Here is a 22,621-nt window from a genome sequence, read left to right as displayed (position 1 = left end):
CATTTTACAAAGAGAGATAAAAATCTTTAATTTTTTGTGCCATTAATTTGCGTCGTTGACTTAAAAAATCACCATAACAACTAAAATCTGCATCCTTTAACATTTGGGGCATGCAATTTTTTTCAAAATTGTTTGTTAGTGCATCAAAAGTCTTTATTGACGTCAATTCTTTTGTACAATTTTGTACATCACTATAAACTTTTTCCATATAATTTTTTGGCGCTTGCTTGCCAAGCTTTATATTAATTTGCTGCTCGGTATAGGCGTAATTAGCCACCTGATTATAATCGCTTTTATCAAACTTATTTGCAGTCAAATAGGCTTTGGGGAAAATATGATGAACATTCGCATTCTTATCTTGCACCAACAAATCCCGAACACTCATACTTTCTGACAAAAATGCAGGATCATTATTTTTACATTGCGATGCCAAATAGCATAAATAAGCGCTACTTTTAGTACTTGTATTAACCAAATCATTAACAAGCCGAGTATTCCAAAAGCCTTCATCTAGATTTGCTTGTTCAACGTTTTTTAAATAAGCCTCAATACCTTCTTCCAAAATTTGTTTGCTATCGCTTTCCATCGTCGTGTCAGATGATCCAGAATAACGCCCTGTTAAAATGGATAGAACAAACCAGCGCGACACAAAGTTTTGTATTTTAACCTCTGAAAGACCTTGATCACGCAACCTTAAATAAAGTGCATATGCAAAATTAAGGCTATTATGGGAATTAATCAATTTGGAGTTAATAAAGCCGGCAGCTTGAATTAAATTGATAAAACGTTGATAATTGGTTTTATTAAAAAATGCATGCAAGCCATTTGCAAGCTTACTATAACTTTCTTCTGCTATCGTTTCAATATTTGTATGGGTAGCAAAATCGCGCCCTGATAATAAGGCAACCAAATCACTAAAGCGACCACGATTAAATTGATAGGTATAGGCAACACGCAATACATCTATATAAGTGGGGTGATAAACATCATCGCTAGAATTTGCTACCCAATTAATGATTTTATAATCCTCTGAGCTTGCAAATTTTTTGTCATTTTCTTTAATCGCCTTATCAAAGCTTTTATCTTTCATAAGGTGGCAAAAATAATCAATCATTTTGCGCAGTCGATTTCCGCCAAATTGCTCATCCGATGCTATCTTTGACATAACAAAATCGGCACTGCTTAAAACAACGCCTTTTTGATTAATACGAATGAAAATTTCAGTGACAACATCAATATCTAACGCTGCATCAAGCTCAATAATACCAATTTGACGATTTTTTATGGCTTTTAATTTCTCAAGCTGTTCTTCGATGTAATCTTCATTAGCCTCTGGGTTTAATGTCATATAGGCTTTACGGGCTTGTGAAATCAACACTTCGCCATTTAAAATAGGAGATATATCATTTATCCATAATGGATCATTTTTAATTGCGGTATTGCAAACCTCAAAACGGGGCTCATCATTATGTGCTGTTGGCTTATAAGCAATTTTAATTCTTACTTCCTTATAATCTTTATTAAGAACCAATTTGCCAACCACAGCAGCCGTCAAGGCTGTAATGCGCTGCTGACCATCAATTAAAATCTTTTTACCCGCTGATAAAGTACCATCTTTAAGGCTTATGTTTTGGTTGCGCCATGTAATAATATAGCCAATAGGGTAATCATTATAAAGACTATCCATTAAATCGCGAACTTTAATCCCATTCCAAACAAAGGGGCGTTGAATTTCAGGAATGGCAATATCACCGGATTTAATCCATGATAATAATGTTTCTACCGGTTGTTGTTGAACTGAATAATTTGCCATGTTTCCCCCGAAAAAACAAAACCAATATTAAAATCTAATAAAGCAATGTGGCATTATATAGTAATATATACAAGCAAATTATTTACAATGCAAAGTCTAATCCTATGGTTTACTTAATGCACCATATCACGAACATCAATTTTACCGGTAACCGCATGAGAAATGACTGATGCTCGATACTCTTTCAATTTTTCAATGAGTTCTTTTTGCTTTTCTTTTAGTGCCTCAATTCTTGCATTTTCCTTATCTAAAAAGTTAACAATTTCATTTTGTTCATTTAATGGGGGGACAAACAAATTAATTCTCATGAACAATTCATTTTCTAAATCCCATTGTCCTACACGTATACCTTTTGAAAAATTTTTGTAACTTTGAATAAAGTACTCTGATCTAATCTGATTATGTATAAAATTATCATTCACTTCAAATTTTGATATAAACTTATATATATAATAAGCTGGACTTACTATCCCACGATACCTTGAAATGGCTAACGAACCTTGCCAAGCTTTCATTTTATTAATAACCAAATCACCTATATTGACTAATTGATAAGGTGATAAATCATCAGATTCTTGATTATGATTATCAGTACGGCTAGATTTAATAATTACACCATATTCTCGGTAGACAGATAAAAGTGTCTCTTGTTCGTAACCTGTTCTTTTAATTCTTCCATACAAGCTTTTTATGGGCTTTACTTCCCAATGTGCTGGCACTTCGCCTAGCCACTCTATACCGCTATCTTTCATCGGGGCATTTGGGTTTAAACCTTTGGTAACCGCATGAGAAATGGTAGATTTACGCTGCTCTTCTAAAAGGTTAATTAGCTTTTCTTGGGCAGCAATAAGCGCATTAATTTTAGCCGTTTCCCTATCAAGATACTGCGCTATTTTTGTTTGTTCCTCCTTGAGAGGAATGGGTATTAATATTTTTCTTAGTAAATGGCTCTTAACTTGCCTTTGAATAGTCCCAACGCTTAACGAAGAAACCATAAACTTATCGATAATATATTTGTCTCTTACAAGATACTTCACAAAGTTAGGATTTAAAATTTCGTGAATTTTAAAAACTAGATAAGCTGGACTTACCAAACCACGGTAAGGCGAGACACCGATAGAGCCACGCCAAGCCTGTTGGTTATTCATTACGAAATCATTGACATTCACCAATTGATATTTTTCTAAGCTATCAGCGGGTTTATGAACCAATCCTCCACCTTCAGAATATAAAATAACTCCTTTATCCAAGTAAACTGATAATAACTGATGATTTATTTGATTTGTAATCTCACTTTTTTCAAATAATGCCCAAAATGGTTTAATAATCCAATTGTTAGGTAGCTTATCTAAAACTTCATCTTCACACTTATTATAACTTGGATAGGCTTTAAACTGCATGTTTAAATCTCCCCAAGCAGCTTGGCAACTTCACTGGAAAGCAGCTTAATCTCTGCCATGATTTCATTAGGGTGGCGGGGTTTTTCAAAAACATAAAAATAGCGGTTAAAATTAATTTCATAACCAACAACACCAATTTGTTCATCCTGCGCATCTTTATAGCTTTTATCAACAACCGCATCTTTAGCATGGGGCAGCACTTCTTTTGCCATATAGGCGTCAATGTCTTGCTTTAACGGGATGTTTTCATAATCGGTTAAAGCACTATCCATTTCTACTACGCCATTAATGCACACAATGTCGGCATCCGGATTTTTGACACCAAAACTTGTGATTAGTGCATTTTTTAGCGCTTTACCCAGTTTAGCAAGCGGCATATTTTTTAAAAATTCGGTTTCAAACCAAGCATAATCCTTGCTTTCACCAAATTGCTTTTCAATATAGGCAATAAGGCTATTTTGGTCACTGTCCGTTAATTTTGCAAATTCTTTTGTTTCTTTTAATGTTGTCAATTTTTCAGCATCAAATTGCACATCTATACGCAAAGGGCGCAAAACTTTTACACGGCGATAGCCAAAATCTTGGTAATCAAAAATTTTACTTATTGGACTTTCAGCAAAATCGGCATAAATGCGGGTAATGTCATCGATAGAATTTTGGTCAACAAATTTACGCTTATTACCTTCATTCTTGCGCATAGAGCTGCCCATGGCTGTTGCATCAATTAATTGCACCTTGCCTTTTCTATGTTCGGGTTTGCGGTTAGAAACAATCCAAATATAAGTACCAATGCCTGTGCGGAAGAAAATATCTGTTGGCAGCGCGATGATTGCTTCAAGTAGATCATTTTCTAAAATATAACGGCGAATTTCAGATTCACCTGAACCTGCCCCACCATTAAAAAGTGGCGAACCTGACAGCACAATTGCACCGCGCCCACCACCATTTTTCGGCAGCTCTAATTTTGAAACAAGATTTTGCAAAAATAGCATTGAACCATCACTTGCCTTGGGCAAGCCTGCGCCAAAACGCCCTGAAAAGCCTTTTTCCTTTTGCTCTTGCTGCACTTTAGCCGCATCTTTTGCCCAAGACATGCCAAATGGGGGATTAGAGCATTGGTAATGGAAACGTTGCCCCGTAAATTGGTCATTGCTTAATGTGCTACCAAGTTTAATATTTTGCGATAAATCTCGGCTTGTGTCGGTTGGTAGTTTTTTTAACAACATGGAACCCAAAGCAACGGCATGGGTTTCTGGCTGCAATTCCTGCCCATAGGGAACAAGGACGGGCGCTATGCTATAGCGGTCTTTATAATTTTCGATATAATTCATCATATCAGTTAAAAAACCAGCGGTACCGCAGGTTTGATCATATATGGTGCGGATTAAGCCTGGGGTTTGTTCAAACAATTCATTATCAGGCTCCAACAACAAAGTTGCAGCAAGGTGAACAATATCGCGCGGTGTCATAAAGTCTTCAGACCCCGTGCCCACCTCAGAACCGAACCTTGCTATCAAATGTTCATAAACATTGCTCATTGTGCGATCTGCTACGACATTGGGATGCAGGTCAATATTTGCAAAATTATCACAAATACGTAATAATAAGTTTGCCTTTGCTAATTTGTTAATTGTTGTCGCAAAATCAAACTGCTCAAATATAACGCGGACATTATCGGAAAAATGGGCAATATAATCTTCTAAATTGGCTTTTGTTTTCGTACCGCCTAAATTAGAAAGATTATAGTTAGATGTATTATAAAAAGGATTTCCGCTAACCTCTTTTAAAATATCATCAAGCATCAAACCTTTGTCTTTAAACTGATTATAAGCGTTGATCACGGCTTGTTTGGTTGGCTCTAATACGCATTCCAATCGCCTTAAAACCGTTAATGGCAAAATGATTCTTCCAAACTCTGTATGGGGAAAATCACCCCATAAATCATCCGCATTTTTCCAAATAAAACTAGCGAGCGCAGAATCATTATTATTAGAAATATTAGCCATTTTAACATCAACCTTGTTTGTAGAATTTTGGTTTTATCAACCATTGGCGATATTGCAAGGTAAAATGCTGATCATTGTATGTCATTGATAAAACAATAAGCAGATAGAAATCACCAATAAAACATCCACTGGTCCCATAAAATAGCACCTATTAAATTCTAAATTTCATAGGCTAAAGACCAGAATACTAAACACTAAATAAAATTTTTAAATTAGAGCTCAGCAATAAGTGCCTTTAATTCAGCAAGCGATTGTTCAGCTGATATATGGGTAATCCAATGCCCATCACGGTCAAGCCATAAGTGACGGTATTTATCCCAATCATCAATCATGATGTCGCCCTTATTGCGCATATGCAGGCTTTTTTCCTTGGATAGGCAGGCAATCATTGGTTGGTCTTTACCAATATGCTTATCAACCCATGCGCGTTTGTCATTGGCTGAATCCGGCACCTCTTTAGGCACGCCCGTTAGAATAATCGGCTTATATTGTGCAACACCTTGCCATAAAGCATCAAAATCTGCCATGGGTGGCAAATTGGCATAAAAGCCGTTATAGGCTTTAACCAGCGCCCAATCGACATTATCATCAATTTTTGTCGGTGTATAACCAAAGGCATTATGATAGCCCTTGTCAAAATCAACAAGCACGCCATCCATATCTATAAAAAGTGTTGGTTTTATCATTTTGTTTCCTTATTTTTATTAAGTATTTCATTAAGTTGCGGTTTTAACTTACCAGCCTTAATATCGCGAAGCACAGGATTATCCCTTAAACTGCCAAAAGATTCGGTCCATCTCGCATCATTATTATCTTTGTCTTTATCCTTATCAGCCATAATTACTCCTCAATTAACATAGTCATCGCATAGATAACCATCAGATGGCATTGTTGTGCGGTTTATGGTTTTAAATTTATCTTTTTGCATTTCCAAATATTCAATCACACAAGCTTTATTTTGGGCGGCATTGATATCATTCCACACCACTTTGATAAGGCGACTGTTGGGCTTATATTGCAATTGCATTTGATAATTTTCTTCCCCGCCAAGGGGAAAGCTAAATAATTTACCGCTTTTTAAATCCACCACATAAGCAATAAGGCAGGACGAGCCGCAACCAATTTCAACAATGCTATATTGTCCAGCAAAATTAACGCCCTTTTTGGCAGCTTCGGTAATTCTTGTTTTAAAGGTTAAGCCGCCATTATCCTTGGTAAGCTGCAATTTAGCTGGCTTGCCTTTATAAATTTGAGTGGCTGGATAATTTTCAAATTTTTGTGCTTGCGCTGGGCTTATCAATAAAAATGCTGTAACAAACAATGCGACCAATATCTTAAAAGATATATTAAACTTTGCCATTAACCATCCTCCAATTAAAATGACTTATTCAATAGCTTAAATTAAGACGAAAATGTATGAATTGTAAACGCATTAAATTACATCTGAATTATGGGGACTCTTAAATGAAAAAGATTTATACAGCAGTGCTTATAGCCAGTATATCAACGTATTTAATAACATCATCGCATGCGCAAGATTGCAAGCCAATTGCACAGGTGCTCAAAAGCTTTAAATTAAACAAGCAAAATGTTTTAGTTAAATTTTGCCAAGAAGAGGTCTGCACTTATTATTATAAAAATCCTGCAAGTGAAAAAGCCAAGCCTTATATTGAAATTGTTGCCAACCATGAATTTATGGAAGACCAGCAATGCGCTTATGAAGTTAATACGCTAACCACCAGCGCATTTAAGCAAATTGAGAAAAATTATAAGGCTGGTAAATATGATGGCGATAATGAAGGGGAGTAAGGCGCGTTTTTGTTTATGGTCAAACCACTTCCATGATAAAAGCTAGTGAATTGTGGGTGAAGCTTCGTTAAAGATTTGCTCTTCAAGCCTATCAAGTACATTTAAAATAAGTGAAAATAAAAACAAATTTAACTGCGCTCAAAAGGATCAATGCGCTGGTTTAAAACACATTTTTGCACTTATCGCTACAAAACTGCTACAAATTTAAAATTGAACGAGAAAAATACAGTAAACAATGCCTTAAAATATTGATTTTATTATATTTTAATGGCGCACCCGACAGAATTCGAATCTGTGACCTTTGCCTTCGGAGGGCAACGCTCTATCCAGCTGAGCTACGGGTGCATAATTGATTCCTTAAAAATCAATTTTTGCTTTCTAACCTATCAAAGCGTAGGCTTCAACTAGCAATTTTGCATAAAGCCAATTTTATTAATAAATGTAACGATTGATAAGATAAATAAAAAGCAGAAAGCCTCATTGAATAGACTTTCTGCTTTTTAATTTATTGAATAAAATGAGCAAGCTGCTTATTTAGGGTGGATCATATCCTCTGGACGAACCAGACGATTATAATCTTCTTCGCTTACAAGACCGCTTTTTAGTGCTTCATCACGCAAGGTGGTGCCGTTTTTATGAGCGGTTTTTGCAATTTTTGCAGCCGCATCATAGCCGATAGCAGGTGCTAATGCGGTGACCAACATCAAGGATTGTTCCATAAGGTCTTGGATGCGAGCGCGATTAGCAAGGATACCATCAACACAATGATCGGCAAAGGAGCGCATGCAATCTGATAGCAAGCGAATAGATTGCAAAACATTATAAGCAATAACTGGCTTATAAACATTAAGCTCAAAATGCCCTTGTGATGATGCAACAGTAACAGTTGTATTATTACCAAAGACTTGGCATGCAACCATTGTAAGCGCTTCGCATTGGGTTGGATTGACTTTGCCCGGCATGATTGATGAACCCGGCTCATTTTCCGGTAAGCTCAATTCACCAAGGCCAGAACGAGGGCCGGAGCCTAAGAACCGAATATCATTGGCAATTTTAAACAAATCAGTTGCCAAAGCATTCAAACTGCCATGGAAATAAGTAATCGCACCATGACTTGCCAAGGCTTCAAACTTATTACTTGCGGTTTTAAACGGAATGCCAGTGATGGTTGTCATTTGCGCAGCAAATTCTTTATCAAAACCAATCGGCGCATTAAGACCCGTACCAACGGCGGTGCCGCCTTGCGCGAGATAAAGCACGCTTTTTAACGCTTCTTCAATACGCAATTTGCCATGTTCTAGGCTAGCGCGATAACCTGAAAATTCTTGGCCCAAAGTGACTGGTGTCGCATCTTGTGTATGGGTGCGACCAATTTTGATAATGTCGTTAAACTCATCCTCTTTAGCTTTTAATGCCAAGATAAGATGGTCAAGCGCCGGATAAAGACGCGTTACTGTTTCAATAGCCGTTGCAACATGAATTGCTGTTGGAAATGAGTCATTTGAAGATTGGCTCATATTGACATGGTCATTTGGGTGAACGGGCTTTTTTGTGCCCATTTCGCCACCAAGCATTTCAATAGCGCGGTTTGAAATAACCTCATTAGCATTCATATTGCTTTGTGTGCCAGAGCCTGTTTGCCAGACAACCAATGGAAAATTATCATCAAACTTGCCATCAACCACTTCTTCGGCAGCAGCAATGATAGCGCGTCCAATTTCGGGTGATAATTTGCCAGCAACCATATTGGCTTCAGCAGCAGCTTGTTTAACAAGCCCTAAAGCATGAACAAGCGGCAAAGGTTGTTGCTCGGTACCAATTTCAAAATTGTGGATTGAACGCTCTGTCTGTGCGCCCCAATAGCGGTCGCCGGGAACTTCAATCGGTCCGAAGGTATCAGTTTCTGTACGGGTTTTGCTCATTTTTGCAATCCTTCTGATTTTACATGGCCGGGAAACCGGTGTAAGTGCTTATGGCGCACTGCATAAAACAGGCGCGATATTTTTCTTGTACTTGCTACACGCTATCATTGGCAAGACATCGTACAATATTTTGATGACTTATATATATTTTAATCGATTTAATCATTATCATGGTTAAAATGGTTATGATAATGATTATTTGAACTAAAAAATTGCTTAAGCTGTCCTTTAGGAAAAATTGGCAATATTATTCTAAAACCAAAATGCCTAAGCTGTTTTGTTAGAAACATTAGCCGAATTCCTTTTAATCAATCCGGCAAGACTATTTGCATTTTCATCTTTTGATATAAGTTCGAAAATTGGCGAGTCTGCTCCTTCGTTAGCGGCTACATTGGCAACTAATATTGCAGCCATAGTTTTAATTTGCTCGCGCAATACACTTAGCGTCTGTTCCTTGGCTACCAATAGTTTTTTATTTTCCTCATAAAAATGGGATATTTCTTGATCGGTTAATGCCGTGATACTTTGCATATCATCTTCACCACGTAGATTTAGTTTTTTAAGATCTTGTTGGTTATCAGTGGAAACGTTTTTGTTAAACTTTTCAACCGTTGCTGAAGTCTCGTTATCGTTGCTTTCAGCCATAGTTGATCCAATTGTCAAAGCTTTTTGTTCAAGCAGCGCAGATTTTGCGACATTCAACTCTTGCTTCAAAGTAACTATTTCATGACTAAGCTGCTTATTTAAAGCTATTAATTCCTGCGTTTGTTGTTCAAAAGATGCGAGGTAATAATTACGCTCGCGCATTTTGCTCGCATGAAGTAAAGCCTCCGCGAAACGATTTTCAGACATTTTGAGCAGTTCTTCCAACCTTGCCACAGTTGTTGCATGTTCAGCCCGCAAAAAATCGCGCTCTACCTCAACTTCATTTAATGAAACGGGCACTTCCATGCGCACCGCTTTATTGGCAAGGAAAAGTGCCCTTCGCCAAACCAACGGAAAAACAAGCATCACCAAAAAACCGGTAACGGCACTACCAAAGATGAAAAATAAAATGGATTGTACCCAAATCATAGAAGCTACTCATTAATTGAAATAAGACTTGTAGTGGCTTGATAATTTCCATAAATGTTATGTAAATTTATGGTAAATTTGCCAGTGAAAGTTGTTAATGTCAGCCACCATTCTTAAAATGGATTCCATGTTGGCTTTGGCGTTAATTTTAAATAGCCAATATTAACACCAAGGCGTGCCCCAAGCCCAGTGCGGATAGGTACCAAAAGCACTTGTTTACGCTTTAATACATTAAAGCCAACGCCAGCAACAAGATAGGCAGAACCTGAAACACCGCCGTAACGCCCCCAAATATTACGCACATTATCAAGGTTATAGACAAGCATCATAACGCGTGAGCCTTGGCCGCCATAATCAAGACCAATAGATGGGCCTTGCCAAAACATGCGATAATCACCAGCATTCTTTGTATAAAGTGCCCCTTCACCGTAGGTTAAACCACCAATAAAAGCGCCTGAGCCTTCTTCACCTTGAATATAGCCATTAGGGAGTCCATGGCGTGAAAAAATATTTTGAATTGCGGTGGCAAGTCCACCCGATGTATCACCAAAAAAACGATGACCTGAATCAATAATTTCCTGCGCAGTATAATGCTCGCTGCTATTATTGCGATTTTGCGCCACTGTTGGTGTTGCTATGCTCGCACAGGATAAGAATAGAAGTATCGCAGCAATAGGATTTAAAAGCCGCAAGTGCAAAAAGCCCTTTTGTCTAGAAAAAAAGGATAAAATGGCATGGAACATTGAAACTTTCCTTTGCTGTCTTTCACCTTGTATCAAGATGTATATGGTTACTATTTAAATGATATTAACGTTGAAAAATATTCAAATCCTTAAGAATTGAACTTTTATTTAACTTGATTGAAAATTACGTCATTCAATATCTGTTGGCAAAAAACCACACTGCATTTTTCTTGTAGGAAAGTGACAATGAAAATAATTATGGCAAAAACTTATTAACTTTCGCCCGTTACAGTGCAGCTTGATGATTGTTGGCAATCAACCAAAATCGATAAGTTTATTAAGCCTGACGATTCTGGCTGAAACATGGTGTATTTGAGTGTTATGCGTAATATAAAATCTTTTACTTATGATAGTTACAAACAAACAATTAAGGCTGATCCGACCCAAAAGTCGGATGGAAAACCTATTTCAAAACCACTTTTGCTAGAATCGCTGGCAGATTATCCACCCATTTGGCGGCAGGCCTTTGCATTGGCGGAAAATGTTCGTTTTACGCGCACACCAGATATCGAAATTATTCGTAAAAAAGCTGAAAGCGATCCTGCTTATGCTGAACAATTGCAAGCTATTTATGAGCGTCAGCAAAAAAAGCCGATTATAATTGGCGGCAGTGAAATGGAGCCAAGTGAGGAAGATATAGAATCTTTACTTAAAACCGAACTTCCAACTGCTGATTTGTTGAATATCAGTCAAGCCCCAGAAAATGCGAAGGAAATTATTACCGTTGAGGTTCAATCAACGACTGAAGCCCAATCACCACTTGTTAATCAATCAATACAACTCGAACGGCCGGAAAGTGATACCATGCTTGCGAATAAAATAAACACCATCGAAACACCGGCAACAGTTGAAACTACAACCCCTGTTACAACTAATGCACCAGTTGCGAATAATAAGATTGAGGCTGTCAAATCCGAGCCAATAGCCATTTCAGATTTCGCCTTTTTCGAATTTGGTCCATTTGATATTGAACCAAGCAATCAACAAACTGATATGGTTGCAGAGGCACAGATAGAGCTTGAAAATGAGCCGCAAGCACCGCAACCATCCATTACCGAGCTTTTCCGTGTGCTTGAATGCAAGTTTTCAAAATCTGGCCGTATGGAAGCTGTTGAACAGGCTAAAGCAGCCGCAATTCATGTAGCAGACAATCAAGAAGCCGCAGTCGCAAATATTGAAGCTGAATCTCAAGTCGCAATTGCAGCAGATGAGTTTAACGAAGATGTTGTTGGTGACATAGATACTGAGACCGTAGCTGTTAATGAAGATACAGCCCTTATTGATGTGCCAGCATCTGAAATTTTAGAAGTTGCATCAACAGAAGATCAAGCTATTCAGTATTCTCATGCATTTGCTAGTGCCAATGATAATAATATGGATTTTGATGCAATGGATTGCATCGAAAAGGCTGAAAGCATTGAAAAACACGAAAAAGCAGCAGATCATATTGTTGCGGTTGAAAATCCCCTTTCTGACGCAGCCTTTGTTGAACAGACTTTAACCGCAGATGACGACATCATCGCCATCGAAGCGCAAAGCCATGAAGATATTGAAACTGCAACCAATATGGTTGAAGTTGAAACCATTGAAGATGATGTAAAGGCCGATGAGCCAGAGCACTTGCCAACTAAGAGCGTGGCGATTACACCGCGTCACGTTACCGACCTACAGTCGGGCTTGCGGATAACTAAGCAAGCAACCGGTCATGATTACACATTCCCATCCGTTGATTTGTTGCAGCCACCTGTTTACAAAGATGGTGCGGTAATCTCACAAGAAACTTTAGAGCGTAGCGCTGGACTTTTAGAAAGCGTTTTGGAAGATTTCGGCATCAAGGGTGAAATTATTCATGTCCGCCCAGGTCCTGTCGTTACACTTTATGAATTTGAGCCAGCTCCTGGTGTAAAATCCTCACGCGTTATTGGTCTTGCTGATGATATTGCCCGCTCAATGTCAGCTGTATCTGCTCGTGTTGCGGTTATACCTGGCCGCAACGTCATTGGTATTGAATTGCCAAATGCTGTACGCGAAACGGTTTTCTTACGAGAAATCGTGCAGTCAAAAGCCTTTGAAACATCAGAGTTTAAACTTGCTTTAGCTCTTGGTAAAAATATTGGTGGTGAACCGGTCATTGCAGAACTTGCAAAAATGCCGCATCTTTTGGTTGCAGGTACCACTGGTTCGGGTAAATCTGTTGCCATTAACACGATGATCCTATCGCTTTTATATCATCTTACTCCTGATCAATGCCGTTTGATTATGGTTGATCCTAAAATGCTTGAACTTTCCATTTATGATGGTATTCCGCATTTGCTTACCCCTGTTGTAACAGATCCTAAAAAGGCAGTGACCGCGCTTAAATGGGCCGTACGCGAAATGGAAGATCGTTATCGCAAGATGGCAAAATTAGGCGTTCGTAACATTGATGGTTTTAATGAACGTGTGACTGAAGCCCTTAAAAATGGTGAAACCATTATGTGCACAGTACAAGCAGGCTTTGATAAAGAAACTGGCGAGCTTCTCTACAATGAAGAAGCTATGGATCTTAATCCATTGCCTTACATCGTCATTATTGTTGACGAAATGGCTGACTTGATGATGGTTGCTGGCAAAGAAATTGAAGGAGCTATCCAACGTCTTGCCCAAATGGCACGCGCCGCTGGTATCCACTTGATTATGGCAACCCAGCGTCCGTCCGTTGACGTTATTACTGGTACAATCAAGGCCAACTTCCCAACCCGTATTTCGTTCCAAGTAACATCTAAAATCGATAGCCGCACTATTTTGGGCGAGCAAGGCGCAGAAACGCTTCTTGGCCAAGGAGATATGCTACATATGGCTGGCGGCGGCCGCATCGTGCGTGTTCATGGTGCATTTGTTTCAGATAGCGAAGTTGAACATATTGTTTCCCATCTTAAAACCCAAGGCACACCGGATTATCTTGCAACGGTTACCGACAGTGAAGAAGATGAGCCAGAAGATGATAGCGACAATATCGCAGAACTCGTTGCTAATGCCGGTGATGATGCTGAAGAGCTTTATGTGCAAGGTGTAAAAGTGGTTATGCGTGACAAAAAATGCTCCACCTCTTATATTCAACGTCGCCTTGGTATTGGCTATAATAAAGCCGCAAGCCTTGTTGAGCGTATGGAAAAAGAAGGTCTTGTTGGCGCGGCAAACCATGTTGGCAAGCGTGAAATTTTAATCAATAATCATTAAGATTAAAATGATTTTTAAATAAAAAAAAGGCGGGGTTCATACCCCGCCTTTTTTATTTTATATGAAAATAATCAATTACCTCGGTAGGTAGAACATCCAAAGGGACTTAGCAAAATTGGAATGTGAGGATGATCGACTTTTTCATCGAAGGTAAAGATAACTGGCACTTTTAGAAAAAATGCTTCTCGGTTGTTTTCTTTAAAGCATTTTTAAGTTTGAAATGTTACCCTGTAAATTCCAGAAAAAATTTCTTTTCTAGGAGGGTAAAGGGCTGTGATACGGCCATTCTTGTTGGCCGTTGGGCTATTTAAAAGCTGCCATTTATCACCATTTAACTTTTTAACGTTGACTTCAATGTTAGGCGAGGGCAGAGCGGCAGTTAAGTTTAAAACATGCACACTAAGTGGATTATCGGCAGCTAAAACCAAACCGGTTATAAACAGAAGAAAAGACCAATTATTGACGTTATTAATTTCATCATATGTCACCTAATCTTTGATTAATTAATTTTTTAAATAAATGTGCTCGCCATTAAGCATCATAACCTATTGATACAAAAATCTTGACCATCGTAAAAATTACTTGAGATGAAAAAACTGCTTCAACATGTTCCTATAAAGTTTCGCGATGAAAACTGCGCCTTATGCACATTCTCAATTATTCCATTTAAGTTTTTAATTATCATGTCATATGCAAAAATTATTCTGAAAATTCCAACGGTAAATCATAATAGAACCACCAACCTTCTGCAAAATAAAGTAAAAGTTTTTGTGTGTTGGGGCAAATAAGTATAGTCTTGTCTTTGAAAAAAGGAGTATTGAAATCTTTATGAAACTGACGAACAAAAAACTCGACTTCAAAAGATTGTATTTCAAATATAATATTATTATCAAGGGAATAATCCTCGGTGTATATAAATACGTTCCCAATTAAATATTTTTTAATATTTAATTTATCCAGTAATTCTATGTCGCTTTTAGAAGAATAATCGTCTATCCTACATATTTCATGGAATTTTTTAACTTGATCTAATTTTGAAAAAATACTTATGTCATAGCCAATATATTTTTTTAATATTTTATTAGCATCAGAAAAATTAAGGCAAATAAAGTCCACGTCATTCATTATAATCCACCCTATCATCAGCAATCAGAAGCTACGTTATATCCATTTCAATTTTCAATAAAATATTTATCGTGCATTTTTCGCCGCTTTTTCCGTTAAGAATTTCTATCTTGGGATGTAGTCCTTCATGATTAGTTAGATGCCGATTGAGACTAAATTTTTATCATGATTAAAAAAGCTAATAAAAATGTAATTTTTTTTCACATATCTAACCAGTTTGAAAAATGAGTATTTACTCCCTCATTTAATCGATAAATACTATTTCGTTCAACTTATTGGGATCTGCCCCTAGTAATCGATAATCATTTCAATCAGTTTCATATTGAAAATTAATATCTACAGCAATTAATTCACCGTTGTGTAGTGGTGGATATAAGGCTACGAATATCTTTGTTTATCTGCTTACTAGCTTTTAGCAATGCTCCGCATATGGGATATTGGGCTGCAAAGATAAGGAAAACATTTTACACCAAAGTGTGAATTTAAAAAATCTAAGGTAATATGAAAAGGTTTAATCAAAAACAACTTTTCCTCTTTTTTGTCTAAATTCATTTTTTATTTCATTTATAAGTTGTTCTTTTTCCTCTTCAGTAATTTCTATTTTATCAAAAGGCTCTTCCCAATTCTTTATGCTATTAACGTAAACTATAAATTCAAAATTTTCCGTTGGGGGAAAGCATAATTCGCCTTCAATATGAGCTATTTTATTTGCTAATTTCACCCTTAAAAAACCTCGTGATATTTGAATAATCATTAGTTTCTTCTTACAAAAATATTGTTTCTACATCCGTTTAAAGATCTATTGTAATGATTTTATTTACATTAGCTGTATCAATCAGATTGGACAACTCCATATTGGTTTAAATATTTAGTAGACAAATTAATTGAACAATAACAGCTCTTGCTAGTCCAGATAAATCTTCCATACTCGTCGTAAAAATGCAAACGGAGGCTTAATGACAAATAACAATTTTTGGTATGTTTAAACAAGATGGACAAGTTCATAACGAAATTGTGCCAATTGCTCGAAAGAACGTTTTAGGGCGTAATATGTGGTAAAGTAGATTTTGCCTTGATAATAAATTTAGATGGAGCGCGCCGACCTAATGCTTTGGTTGATTTTGTGGGTTGGCTAAAGTTTGGTTTAGAAAATTCAAAGCTGATCTTTTAAAAACGTACTATTTATACATCAAAAAATGGAAAATGAGTTTAAACATACGCTTTTGTGATTAGCAGAAACCGCGAAATAATAACTAGCATTAAACCTGCGTAGTTAGTCATATTCATTTTCAAGCGAATGTTAGAATAATCGGCAAAAAGTGTTTTTAAAAGCAATATCGCAATCTTCTACCTGTAATATTTTGTTGCAAATGATGGGTTAGTGTAAGCCATCAATTAAAACAATTACATTGTGTAACATTGAATATTTAAAAAAATAAAAAAGCGGAGTGATTTTGTATCACTCCGCTTTCCATGTAATTAAATTGACAGGCTAATTAATGAGGTTTGCCTGTTGATGTCACTCTAAAATCAAGCTTATCTAAAATTGCAGGTAGGTCCGCCTGCGAAATTAATAAATCAAGTAGGCTAAGCCCAGCCGGTGCTTTTGAAACGATATGGATATTAACGGTGCCAGGGTTGTCCACAAAGCTTCCTAAGGCCTCAGAAATTGCATTTGCATCCTTATGGTTTTTCAAAAGTGCTGGTGGGCTTTTAACTGCGATTTCACGTATGTCGGCACGCAGATTGGCTTCACTCACGCCGCCATATGGTGCACCAGATTTAATGATCCGTTCAAATGCACCATAATCGCTAAATGCAATATCTAAGCTTTGCAAGGTAATGCCTGAAGCCACCATAGTCATTTGAAGCAAATCACCCGAAAAAAATGCGGGGGCGACATTTTTAAATTTACCTGATATTTGGGCTTGTCCCATATCTTTGCCGGTAAAACTTAATTCGTTAATATTCAACGAATTGTCATCACGGTTCCAATTTAGGTTCATGACAAAGGAAAGATCCATCTGGGCATACCCCATATCTCTTAGTGTCTGGATTTCTTTACTTGGCAAGTCGGCTAAATCAAAAAGAACGTTGTCAGCCTTGATCAAAAGCGATTCTGGAATGACACTGTTCCAACTGCTTGGGGTTATTTCAAATGATCCAACGGACAATTTGCCACTTGCTGTATCAACGACAAGATTTTCTAACCTTCCATTTATTTTTGCTATATTTTGAAGCAATTGTACAAGTGTTTTGGTTGCAGTACTGCGCTCTTCTTTACTCGCATTGCTATTTTTTAAAACAGCCATTGCAGCTTTGGCTTGTCCAATAGGGTTTTGTCCCAAGTTGCGCAACGAAAAGCCTTCAGTTTTAAGTGCGCCTAAACTAGCATGAAACTCTTTGCCATCGCTTAATCCTGCATCTAACTTTACGTTCGAAAGATTTAGAGGGCCAAATAAATCCACTACGGATTGATTTTGTGAAAGAGTATTTTCTAAGAAACTGTAGGCTGAGGCAACATCAATATTTTTTGCACTAGCGGCACCGCTTTCTATGCGTAAGCCGGACAGTTCACCTTGTGTGAAGTTTGATGTGGTTTGCATTGAATCAAAACCGATAAAGGCGATTTTTCCCTTATCAAGATTATCAAGCTTAAAACCTTTTATAGTTGCTGTTTCCTGTGCACCATTTAAGTTAGAAACAAGATTAATATCACCTGCGCGTATAGAGGACAGGCCAATTTGCATCAACATTTGCAACTTTTTTGACTGAATTGTCACATCCTTGCCATTTTGTACAATGCCATCGACATGAAGCTGCGGAATTTGCAAGCTTACTCCACCATGCTCAACCTTTACATCATAAAGATCGGCAACGCCTTTAAAACTGCTAACAGGTGGACGGGCAGATATTTCCCGAACTGTAATAATTGTTCCATCAGAAAGGGGAATTCGTACTTTATAAAGATTAGCCTTGCCGGTTAATCCAATGCTCCAGCTTTCTAATTCAACGCCATATTTATTGATTTCTTTATTAACGAAATCATTAATCTGCGGTCTTGCAACAACAAAAGCAACCCCGCCAATAACAACCAAAACAATGATTATCCCAAACAGGTAGATGAAACTACGCAATATAAATCTTTTTAGCCAATTGCCAACAGATGCCATGTTGTTCTCTCATTTAGAAGTAATGGATATACGAAAATAATGGAGATGAGCCTCATACTCTAATCTCATTATTTTGATTTTTGCATTTCCATGTTAATATGGTTTTACTATGATAATAAATTGCTTTTAAAACAATTTTATACCTATTTTCAAGCTGCAACGGTTTTATAAACCAATATTAAGGCATTAATTACCTATATAATAAATTAACTTGGTCAAAAATAATGGTTTCATAATTCTGCGGCTTACCGTTAAATCTAATTAATTTGATAGATGGAGATAAGGGTGCGGGCTAATTTTTAGTTGCTCGACCTAAAAGACACCTTTCGCAGACAAAAATAGACGTTATTATTTTTCGTCTTAACAATCATATTTAAATTTAGTTATCCATACTAATTATTTTTTGAATTTTTTGTGGCAATGGATAAACAGCTTCTTGCGGTAATTGTTGCAATAGTTCATCTTCTATACCCGCATCGAGTAGCTTTTTCATTTGCTTTACTTGCGGCGTAATATCGCTAATGGCAACAATCCACTCGTTAACATATTTTTCAACCATTGCTCCAGATATGCCAATTTGCAGTGAGCGGTGGTCTTGCGGTTTGCTGTAAATATTGCGCTCAGGATCCCATTGAATGCGTATAGGGCTATTTTTTAACTGTTGATTCCACTCGTCATGGGATTGATGATGCTCAGCGTCAAAATGGCTAAGGCAGGAGTGGGAAAGCGCATATTCAAATCCCTCTCTGGTAATATCAATTGCTAAAACCCGTTGCTGCCCAACATCTTTTTGGCCCCAGCCACAGCGATACATCATCCACAAAAAGGATGGTTTAATCCATGTCATACGGTTAAGGCTAAAGGGGGGAGAGCTAAAAGTCCCTTTTTTGATTGCTGCATCAGCAATACCATTATTAAAAGCTTGATATACACGAATAGTGTCTTGGTTAAAAATTGCACGAATTTGTCGTTTGTTCATTATTTTTAAATTTTTCTAACTATTTTTATTATTGTTTAGTTTAGCAAGTTAGATTTTTTGCCCTAACTTGCTTTTAAATTCTATAGAACATCATAAATATCGCAATATATAAATGTAAAATCAGTATTTTAAAAAAAATATGTATTATTTTTCTAACTCTTTGATCATGCTTAATACTTCCGCACTTGCCTTATCTAATGCAGTTGCATCCTTACTTTTTATGACGAGTTCAACAGAAAACGGATTTTCTTTATTTTCTGAAAATTTTGGGTAAGAACCGATAATTGTTTGTGGGTTGGCTTTTTGTATTTCGCCTAGTTTTTGGCTGATGACACCTTCACCAAAGGGGCAGTTAATTGAAATGGATTGAAAAGGTGTACCTTTATCTAAACTTGGCAAAATTGCATTGAGCATCGCATCAAAAACATTGGGAACGCCGGCAAGTACAAAAACATTGCTAATTTTAAAGCCGGGTGCTGCTGACACCGAGTTTGCTATTAAGCTTGCTCCTTGCGGTGTTCTTGTCATCAAACGGCGGGCAGGGGTAAAAGGCACATCACGCTCTTTATAATAATCTCTAAGAATCAATTCGGCTTCGGGATTGAAAATACAAGGAAGATCAAAAGCCTTTGATATAGATTCTGCGGTAATATCGTCATGGGTTGGCCCTATGCCGCCACTGGTAAAGACATAATCATATTGGGTTCTAAGGGCATTAATGCCAGCAATAATTGCAGTGTCTTCGTCGCCGACAATACGTACTTCTTTTAATTCAATTCCGACTTGAGTTAAAGTTTCAGCAAGGAGCGCAATATTTTTGTCTTTTGTTCGGCCTGAAAGCAATTCATCGCCAATGGCAAGCATGGCAGCTGTATATGAATTAGTTGAGTTATTGTTCATGGTAATTTCCTATGCAGCTCAATAAAATTGATTCTGTTTGTTATTGCCATTTTGTCGTTACATGATGTGAGGGCAAACTGCCCCCAATAAGTCCCGTGATAATTAGCGGCGGTTTAATATTTCTTTGGTTGAATAGACATTTAAATGGCTTGGGCGGTCATTACCATTATAGAATCGAACTAACCAATGGGTTCTTGTTGCGCCACCAGCAGTTATTCCAGCATTCAATCCGTTGGGGGTAGATGCACCAGCGTCACCAAAGCCATTGGGATTGCGTCCATAATCTACGGTAAAGCGTGGCCTGCTTGATGATTCTGGACGTTTTGTCTCAAGGGTGAAATACTCAAAGCCTCGTCTTTGGGCAATTCCGGCAGCCCTTGTTAAAGTTTGCGGTTGAATTTCACCACCATCGTAAAAACGGCTTTCAAATTCTGCTGACGTATTATCAGGTGATAGTTGCGCTGGTAACGTGCTATTGCAGGCAGTTAAAACTATGAGCGCTGAAAAAAGAAAGCCAAGTTTTTTCACTGTAAATTCCTCATCTGTTTAAATATCCATCATATTCATTAAATTATGAAACTCTATTTAAAGAATCAAATAAGAAATTAAGTAGATAATAGTGTGTTTAAAGTTAGGCTTTAAGCAGGATATTACGCTTTTGCTTAAGTAACGAAAAAACTAGCTGCTGTAGATTTATTTTTAAACCTTATGGAAATTGACCATTATAACTAAACAAGCGGATATAAAGCCAAGTTATTGCAAAGCAGCTGGTAGTAAAATTACTCTAAGATTTCAAAGTGGAAATAATGGTGGGCGATGAGAGACTCGAACTCCCGACATCTTCGGTGTAAACGAAGCGCTCTACCAACTGAGCTAATCGCCCTTTATAACTTTCTATTTCTTACATTTATAATAAGAAATAATGGTGGGCGATGAGAGACTCGAACTCCCGACATCTTCGGTGTAAACGAAGCGCTCTACCAACTGAGCTAATCGCCCCCGTTAAGGGTAGGCACTCTCTAATTGATAGTTTTGCAAAGTGCAAGCAAAAAAAATGAAAAATTGCATTTTTTTGTAAATTTTAGAAAAAAATGAAGAAAAGTGAAATTTGTGTCGATTTTCTAAATTATGTGGTTGACGAATCCATTTTAACCTTTTAAACGGTGCCAACGCCAAACAAATAGCTGTTGTTTAAATAGTTTATTGGCTTGGTTGATAAGTGCGCGGGTGTAGCTCAGTTGGTTAGAGTGCCGGCCTGTCACGCCGGAGGTCGCGGGTTCGAGTCCCGTCACTCGCGCCACTTAACCTTTCAAAAATGTTTTTTTGATTAATTGGGTTTGGTGGCTTTACTGCACTGTTTAATCAATAGCTGATTGTTCTCTTTCCCTTTATGTCTAGTTTTACTATCTATTGGCTTAATTTGGCTGGTGTTTTTGCCTGCTTTTGCGCCCTGTTTGATAGGTTAATTCTTATTCATTTTATCTTTGTTGCTTTTTTTTGCTATCTTAGCAAGGTGCATTCCTGTCTACATTTAACGTTTTGCTGAAAGTCATTATTATTCAAAAAGGCTTTCTTAGTATTTTGTGCCTTGTGTTATGGGCTGAGGTAGTGGCCGTTTGGCTGACTGTGGCATTTAACAATAAAAAATGGATAAATTGAAATTATTTCAATTAAAGCGCTTGACTTCTTTGTTTGAACGTCTTAGACACCGCTCACGCCAGACGAAATGGTGATGAAAATTCGATAATAAGAAAGTTCAGTAACTAGCGGTTTCGTCAAATGCGCGGGTGTAGCTCAGTTGGTTAGAGTGCCGGCCTGTCACGCCGGAGGTCGCGGGTTCGAGTCCCGTCACTCGCGCCACTAAACTTTAAGTTTAGTGGCGCTATTAATTTTCCCTACATAAAATAATATGTTGTAATTCTGGTTCATACTAGCTTTGTTACTTTTTGCTTTAGTTGCAATATTAGCTCATTGCAGCTTTGCTCGTTCAGTTAATGTTTTGTAGTAATTTCTATTTAGCGCTTAATGCTATCGACTCATCTTGCTCTTGTAAAAGCGCTTAGATTTAACTCTGGTAATTCCACTTGTTCTATTTAATTTGTCATTACTCCATTGGGTGGTGATATTTGCAAGGGAACGCAAAATGATCAGCTACCTATGCTGTGACTATCATCTAAATTATAATAAATTAAGTTGAACTTGTGTTAGAATGATTCTATGGTTGCATCATGATTTTTGCTCAAATCTGCTAGTTTTGGCGAAAATATGGTGGCTTCTCAATAAAGTGAAGATTAGTGTCTTGTATCTTTAGTCTGAGAAACCATATTGAAAGATATTATAGCAAAAATACCGTAAATTCTATGGTGTTAGGGAAAAGTTGAGTTGTGAAGTAGGGTTTTTGGATAATTCTGTTTCATCTGTTAACAGTAAGCAAAATGTCGCATAAATTATCTTTTTT

Annotated in this window: 16 protein-coding genes, 5 tRNA genes and 2 pseudogenes; 4 read left to right on the top strand and 19 right to left on the bottom strand. The window is 37.3% G+C overall.

Translation table 11 applies throughout. From position 1 onward, the window contains the following. Positions 1-4: 4 nt before the first annotated feature. The 6 genes from N6A79_RS08805 to N6A79_RS08780 all read right to left on the bottom strand — a co-directional run bounded on the left by N6A79_RS08805 (position 5) and on the right by N6A79_RS08780 (position 6,579). Positions 5-1,813, bottom strand: a complete 1,809-nt coding sequence (locus N6A79_RS08805; protein WP_268545640.1) for a GmrSD restriction endonuclease domain-containing protein — start codon at positions 1,811-1,813, stop codon at positions 5-7. A 113-nt stretch (positions 1,814-1,926) separates the two neighbouring features. Beyond that, positions 1,927-3,213, bottom strand: a complete 1,287-nt coding sequence (locus tag N6A79_RS08800) for a restriction endonuclease subunit S (RefSeq protein ID WP_268545639.1) — start codon at positions 3,211-3,213, stop codon at positions 1,927-1,929. A 2-nt stretch (positions 3,214-3,215) separates the two neighbouring features. Beyond that, positions 3,216-5,219 carry a type I restriction-modification system subunit M gene (locus N6A79_RS08795; RefSeq protein ID WP_268545638.1) on the bottom strand — a complete coding sequence of 668 codons (2,004 nt, stop codon included), beginning with the start codon at positions 5,217-5,219 and terminating at the stop codon, positions 3,216-3,218. Positions 5,220-5,431: 212 nt separating this feature from the next. Continuing rightward, complete coding sequence (locus N6A79_RS08790; protein ID WP_268545637.1) at positions 5,432-5,905, bottom strand: 5' nucleotidase, NT5C type; 474 nt, start codon at positions 5,903-5,905, stop codon at positions 5,432-5,434. Then, positions 5,902-6,057 (bottom strand): hypothetical protein, encoded by a 156-nt coding sequence (locus tag N6A79_RS08785; protein WP_268545636.1) that lies wholly within the window; start codon positions 6,055-6,057, stop codon positions 5,902-5,904. Before N6A79_RS08785 ends, N6A79_RS08790 begins: the two co-directional genes overlap by 4 nt. 9 nt (positions 6,058-6,066) lie before the next feature. Continuing rightward, positions 6,067-6,579: a hypothetical protein gene (locus N6A79_RS08780; RefSeq protein ID WP_268545635.1), complete on the bottom strand. Its 513-nt coding sequence runs from the start codon at positions 6,577-6,579 to the stop codon at positions 6,067-6,069. A 104-nt stretch (positions 6,580-6,683) separates the two neighbouring features. On the opposite strand from N6A79_RS08780, the gene N6A79_RS08775 reads away from it, so the two are divergent. Next, positions 6,684-7,028, top strand: coding sequence for a hypothetical protein (locus tag N6A79_RS08775; protein ID WP_268545634.1), 345 nt, complete (start codon positions 6,684-6,686; stop codon positions 7,026-7,028). A 268-nt stretch (positions 7,029-7,296) separates the two neighbouring features. Here the strand turns inward: N6A79_RS08775 and N6A79_RS08770 are convergent. The 4 genes and pseudogenes from N6A79_RS08770 to N6A79_RS08755 form a co-directional block, all read right to left on the bottom strand. Continuing rightward, positions 7,297-7,373 (bottom strand) — tRNA-Arg (locus N6A79_RS08770). A gap of 185 nt (positions 7,374-7,558) precedes the next feature. Further along, complete coding sequence (fumC, locus tag N6A79_RS08765) at positions 7,559-8,950, bottom strand: class II fumarate hydratase (RefSeq protein WP_268545633.1); 1,392 nt, start codon at positions 8,948-8,950, stop codon at positions 7,559-7,561. A 267-nt stretch (positions 8,951-9,217) separates the two neighbouring features. Beyond that, positions 9,218-10,024 (bottom strand): hypothetical protein, encoded by an 807-nt coding sequence (locus N6A79_RS08760; RefSeq protein WP_268545632.1) that lies wholly within the window; start codon positions 10,022-10,024, stop codon positions 9,218-9,220. A gap of 113 nt (positions 10,025-10,137) precedes the next feature. Then, a pseudogene (locus N6A79_RS08755) lies at positions 10,138-10,614 on the bottom strand (DUF1134 domain-containing protein); the annotation flags it as partial. A gap of 474 nt (positions 10,615-11,088) precedes the next feature. Between N6A79_RS08755 and N6A79_RS08750 the strand changes: the two are divergent. Continuing rightward, entirely contained in the window at positions 11,089-13,986 is a 2,898-nt protein-coding gene (locus N6A79_RS08750) for a DNA translocase FtsK (RefSeq protein ID WP_268545631.1), read from the top strand. 71 nt (positions 13,987-14,057) lie between these two features. On the opposite strand, the pseudogene uraH reads toward N6A79_RS08750, so the two are convergent. The 9 genes and pseudogenes from uraH to N6A79_RS08705 form a co-directional block, all read right to left on the bottom strand. After that, a pseudogene (gene uraH / locus N6A79_RS08745) lies at positions 14,058-14,384 on the bottom strand (hydroxyisourate hydrolase). A 301-nt stretch (positions 14,385-14,685) separates the two neighbouring features. Then, entirely contained in the window at positions 14,686-15,111 is a 426-nt protein-coding gene (locus tag N6A79_RS08740) for a hypothetical protein (RefSeq protein ID WP_268545630.1), read from the bottom strand. A 511-nt stretch (positions 15,112-15,622) separates the two neighbouring features. Further along, a complete protein-coding gene (locus N6A79_RS08735) occupies positions 15,623-15,865 on the bottom strand; it encodes an Imm74 family immunity protein (RefSeq protein ID WP_268545629.1) in 243 nt (80 codons plus the stop codon). A 742-nt stretch (positions 15,866-16,607) separates the two neighbouring features. After that, positions 16,608-18,284 carry a hypothetical protein gene (locus N6A79_RS08730; protein WP_262078218.1) on the bottom strand — a complete coding sequence of 559 codons (1,677 nt, stop codon included), beginning with the start codon at positions 18,282-18,284 and terminating at the stop codon, positions 16,608-16,610. A 379-nt stretch (positions 18,285-18,663) separates the two neighbouring features. Further along, on the bottom strand, positions 18,664-19,263 hold the full coding sequence (locus N6A79_RS08725) for a DUF4291 domain-containing protein (RefSeq protein ID WP_268545628.1): 600 nt from the start codon (positions 19,261-19,263) through the stop codon (positions 18,664-18,666). Between the two features lie 144 nt (positions 19,264-19,407). Beyond that, a complete protein-coding gene (locus N6A79_RS08720; RefSeq protein ID WP_268545627.1) occupies positions 19,408-20,163 on the bottom strand; it encodes a competence/damage-inducible protein A in 756 nt (251 codons plus the stop codon). A 102-nt stretch (positions 20,164-20,265) separates the two neighbouring features. Continuing rightward, complete coding sequence (locus tag N6A79_RS08715) at positions 20,266-20,691, bottom strand: hypothetical protein (RefSeq protein WP_262078215.1); 426 nt, start codon at positions 20,689-20,691, stop codon at positions 20,266-20,268. A 279-nt stretch (positions 20,692-20,970) separates the two neighbouring features. Next, positions 20,971-21,046, bottom strand: a tRNA-Val gene (locus tag N6A79_RS08710). 40 nt (positions 21,047-21,086) lie between these two features. Further along, a tRNA-Val gene (locus N6A79_RS08705) sits at positions 21,087-21,162 on the bottom strand. Positions 21,163-21,386: 224 nt separating this feature from the next. On the opposite strand from N6A79_RS08705, the gene N6A79_RS08700 reads away from it, so the two are divergent. Both N6A79_RS08700 and N6A79_RS08695 read left to right on the top strand, forming a co-directional pair. Then, positions 21,387-21,463, top strand: a tRNA-Asp gene (locus N6A79_RS08700). A gap of 483 nt (positions 21,464-21,946) precedes the next feature. Beyond that, a tRNA-Asp gene (locus N6A79_RS08695) sits at positions 21,947-22,023 on the top strand. The last annotated feature ends 598 nt before the right edge of the window (positions 22,024-22,621 follow it).

This window comes from Bartonella sp. HY761 (genome assembly GCF_026743145.1).
Lineage (GTDB): Bacteria > Pseudomonadota > Alphaproteobacteria > Rhizobiales > Rhizobiaceae > HY038.
Note: the sequence above shows the minus strand (reverse complement) of the source record. Positions and strands in the feature narration are given on the sequence as shown.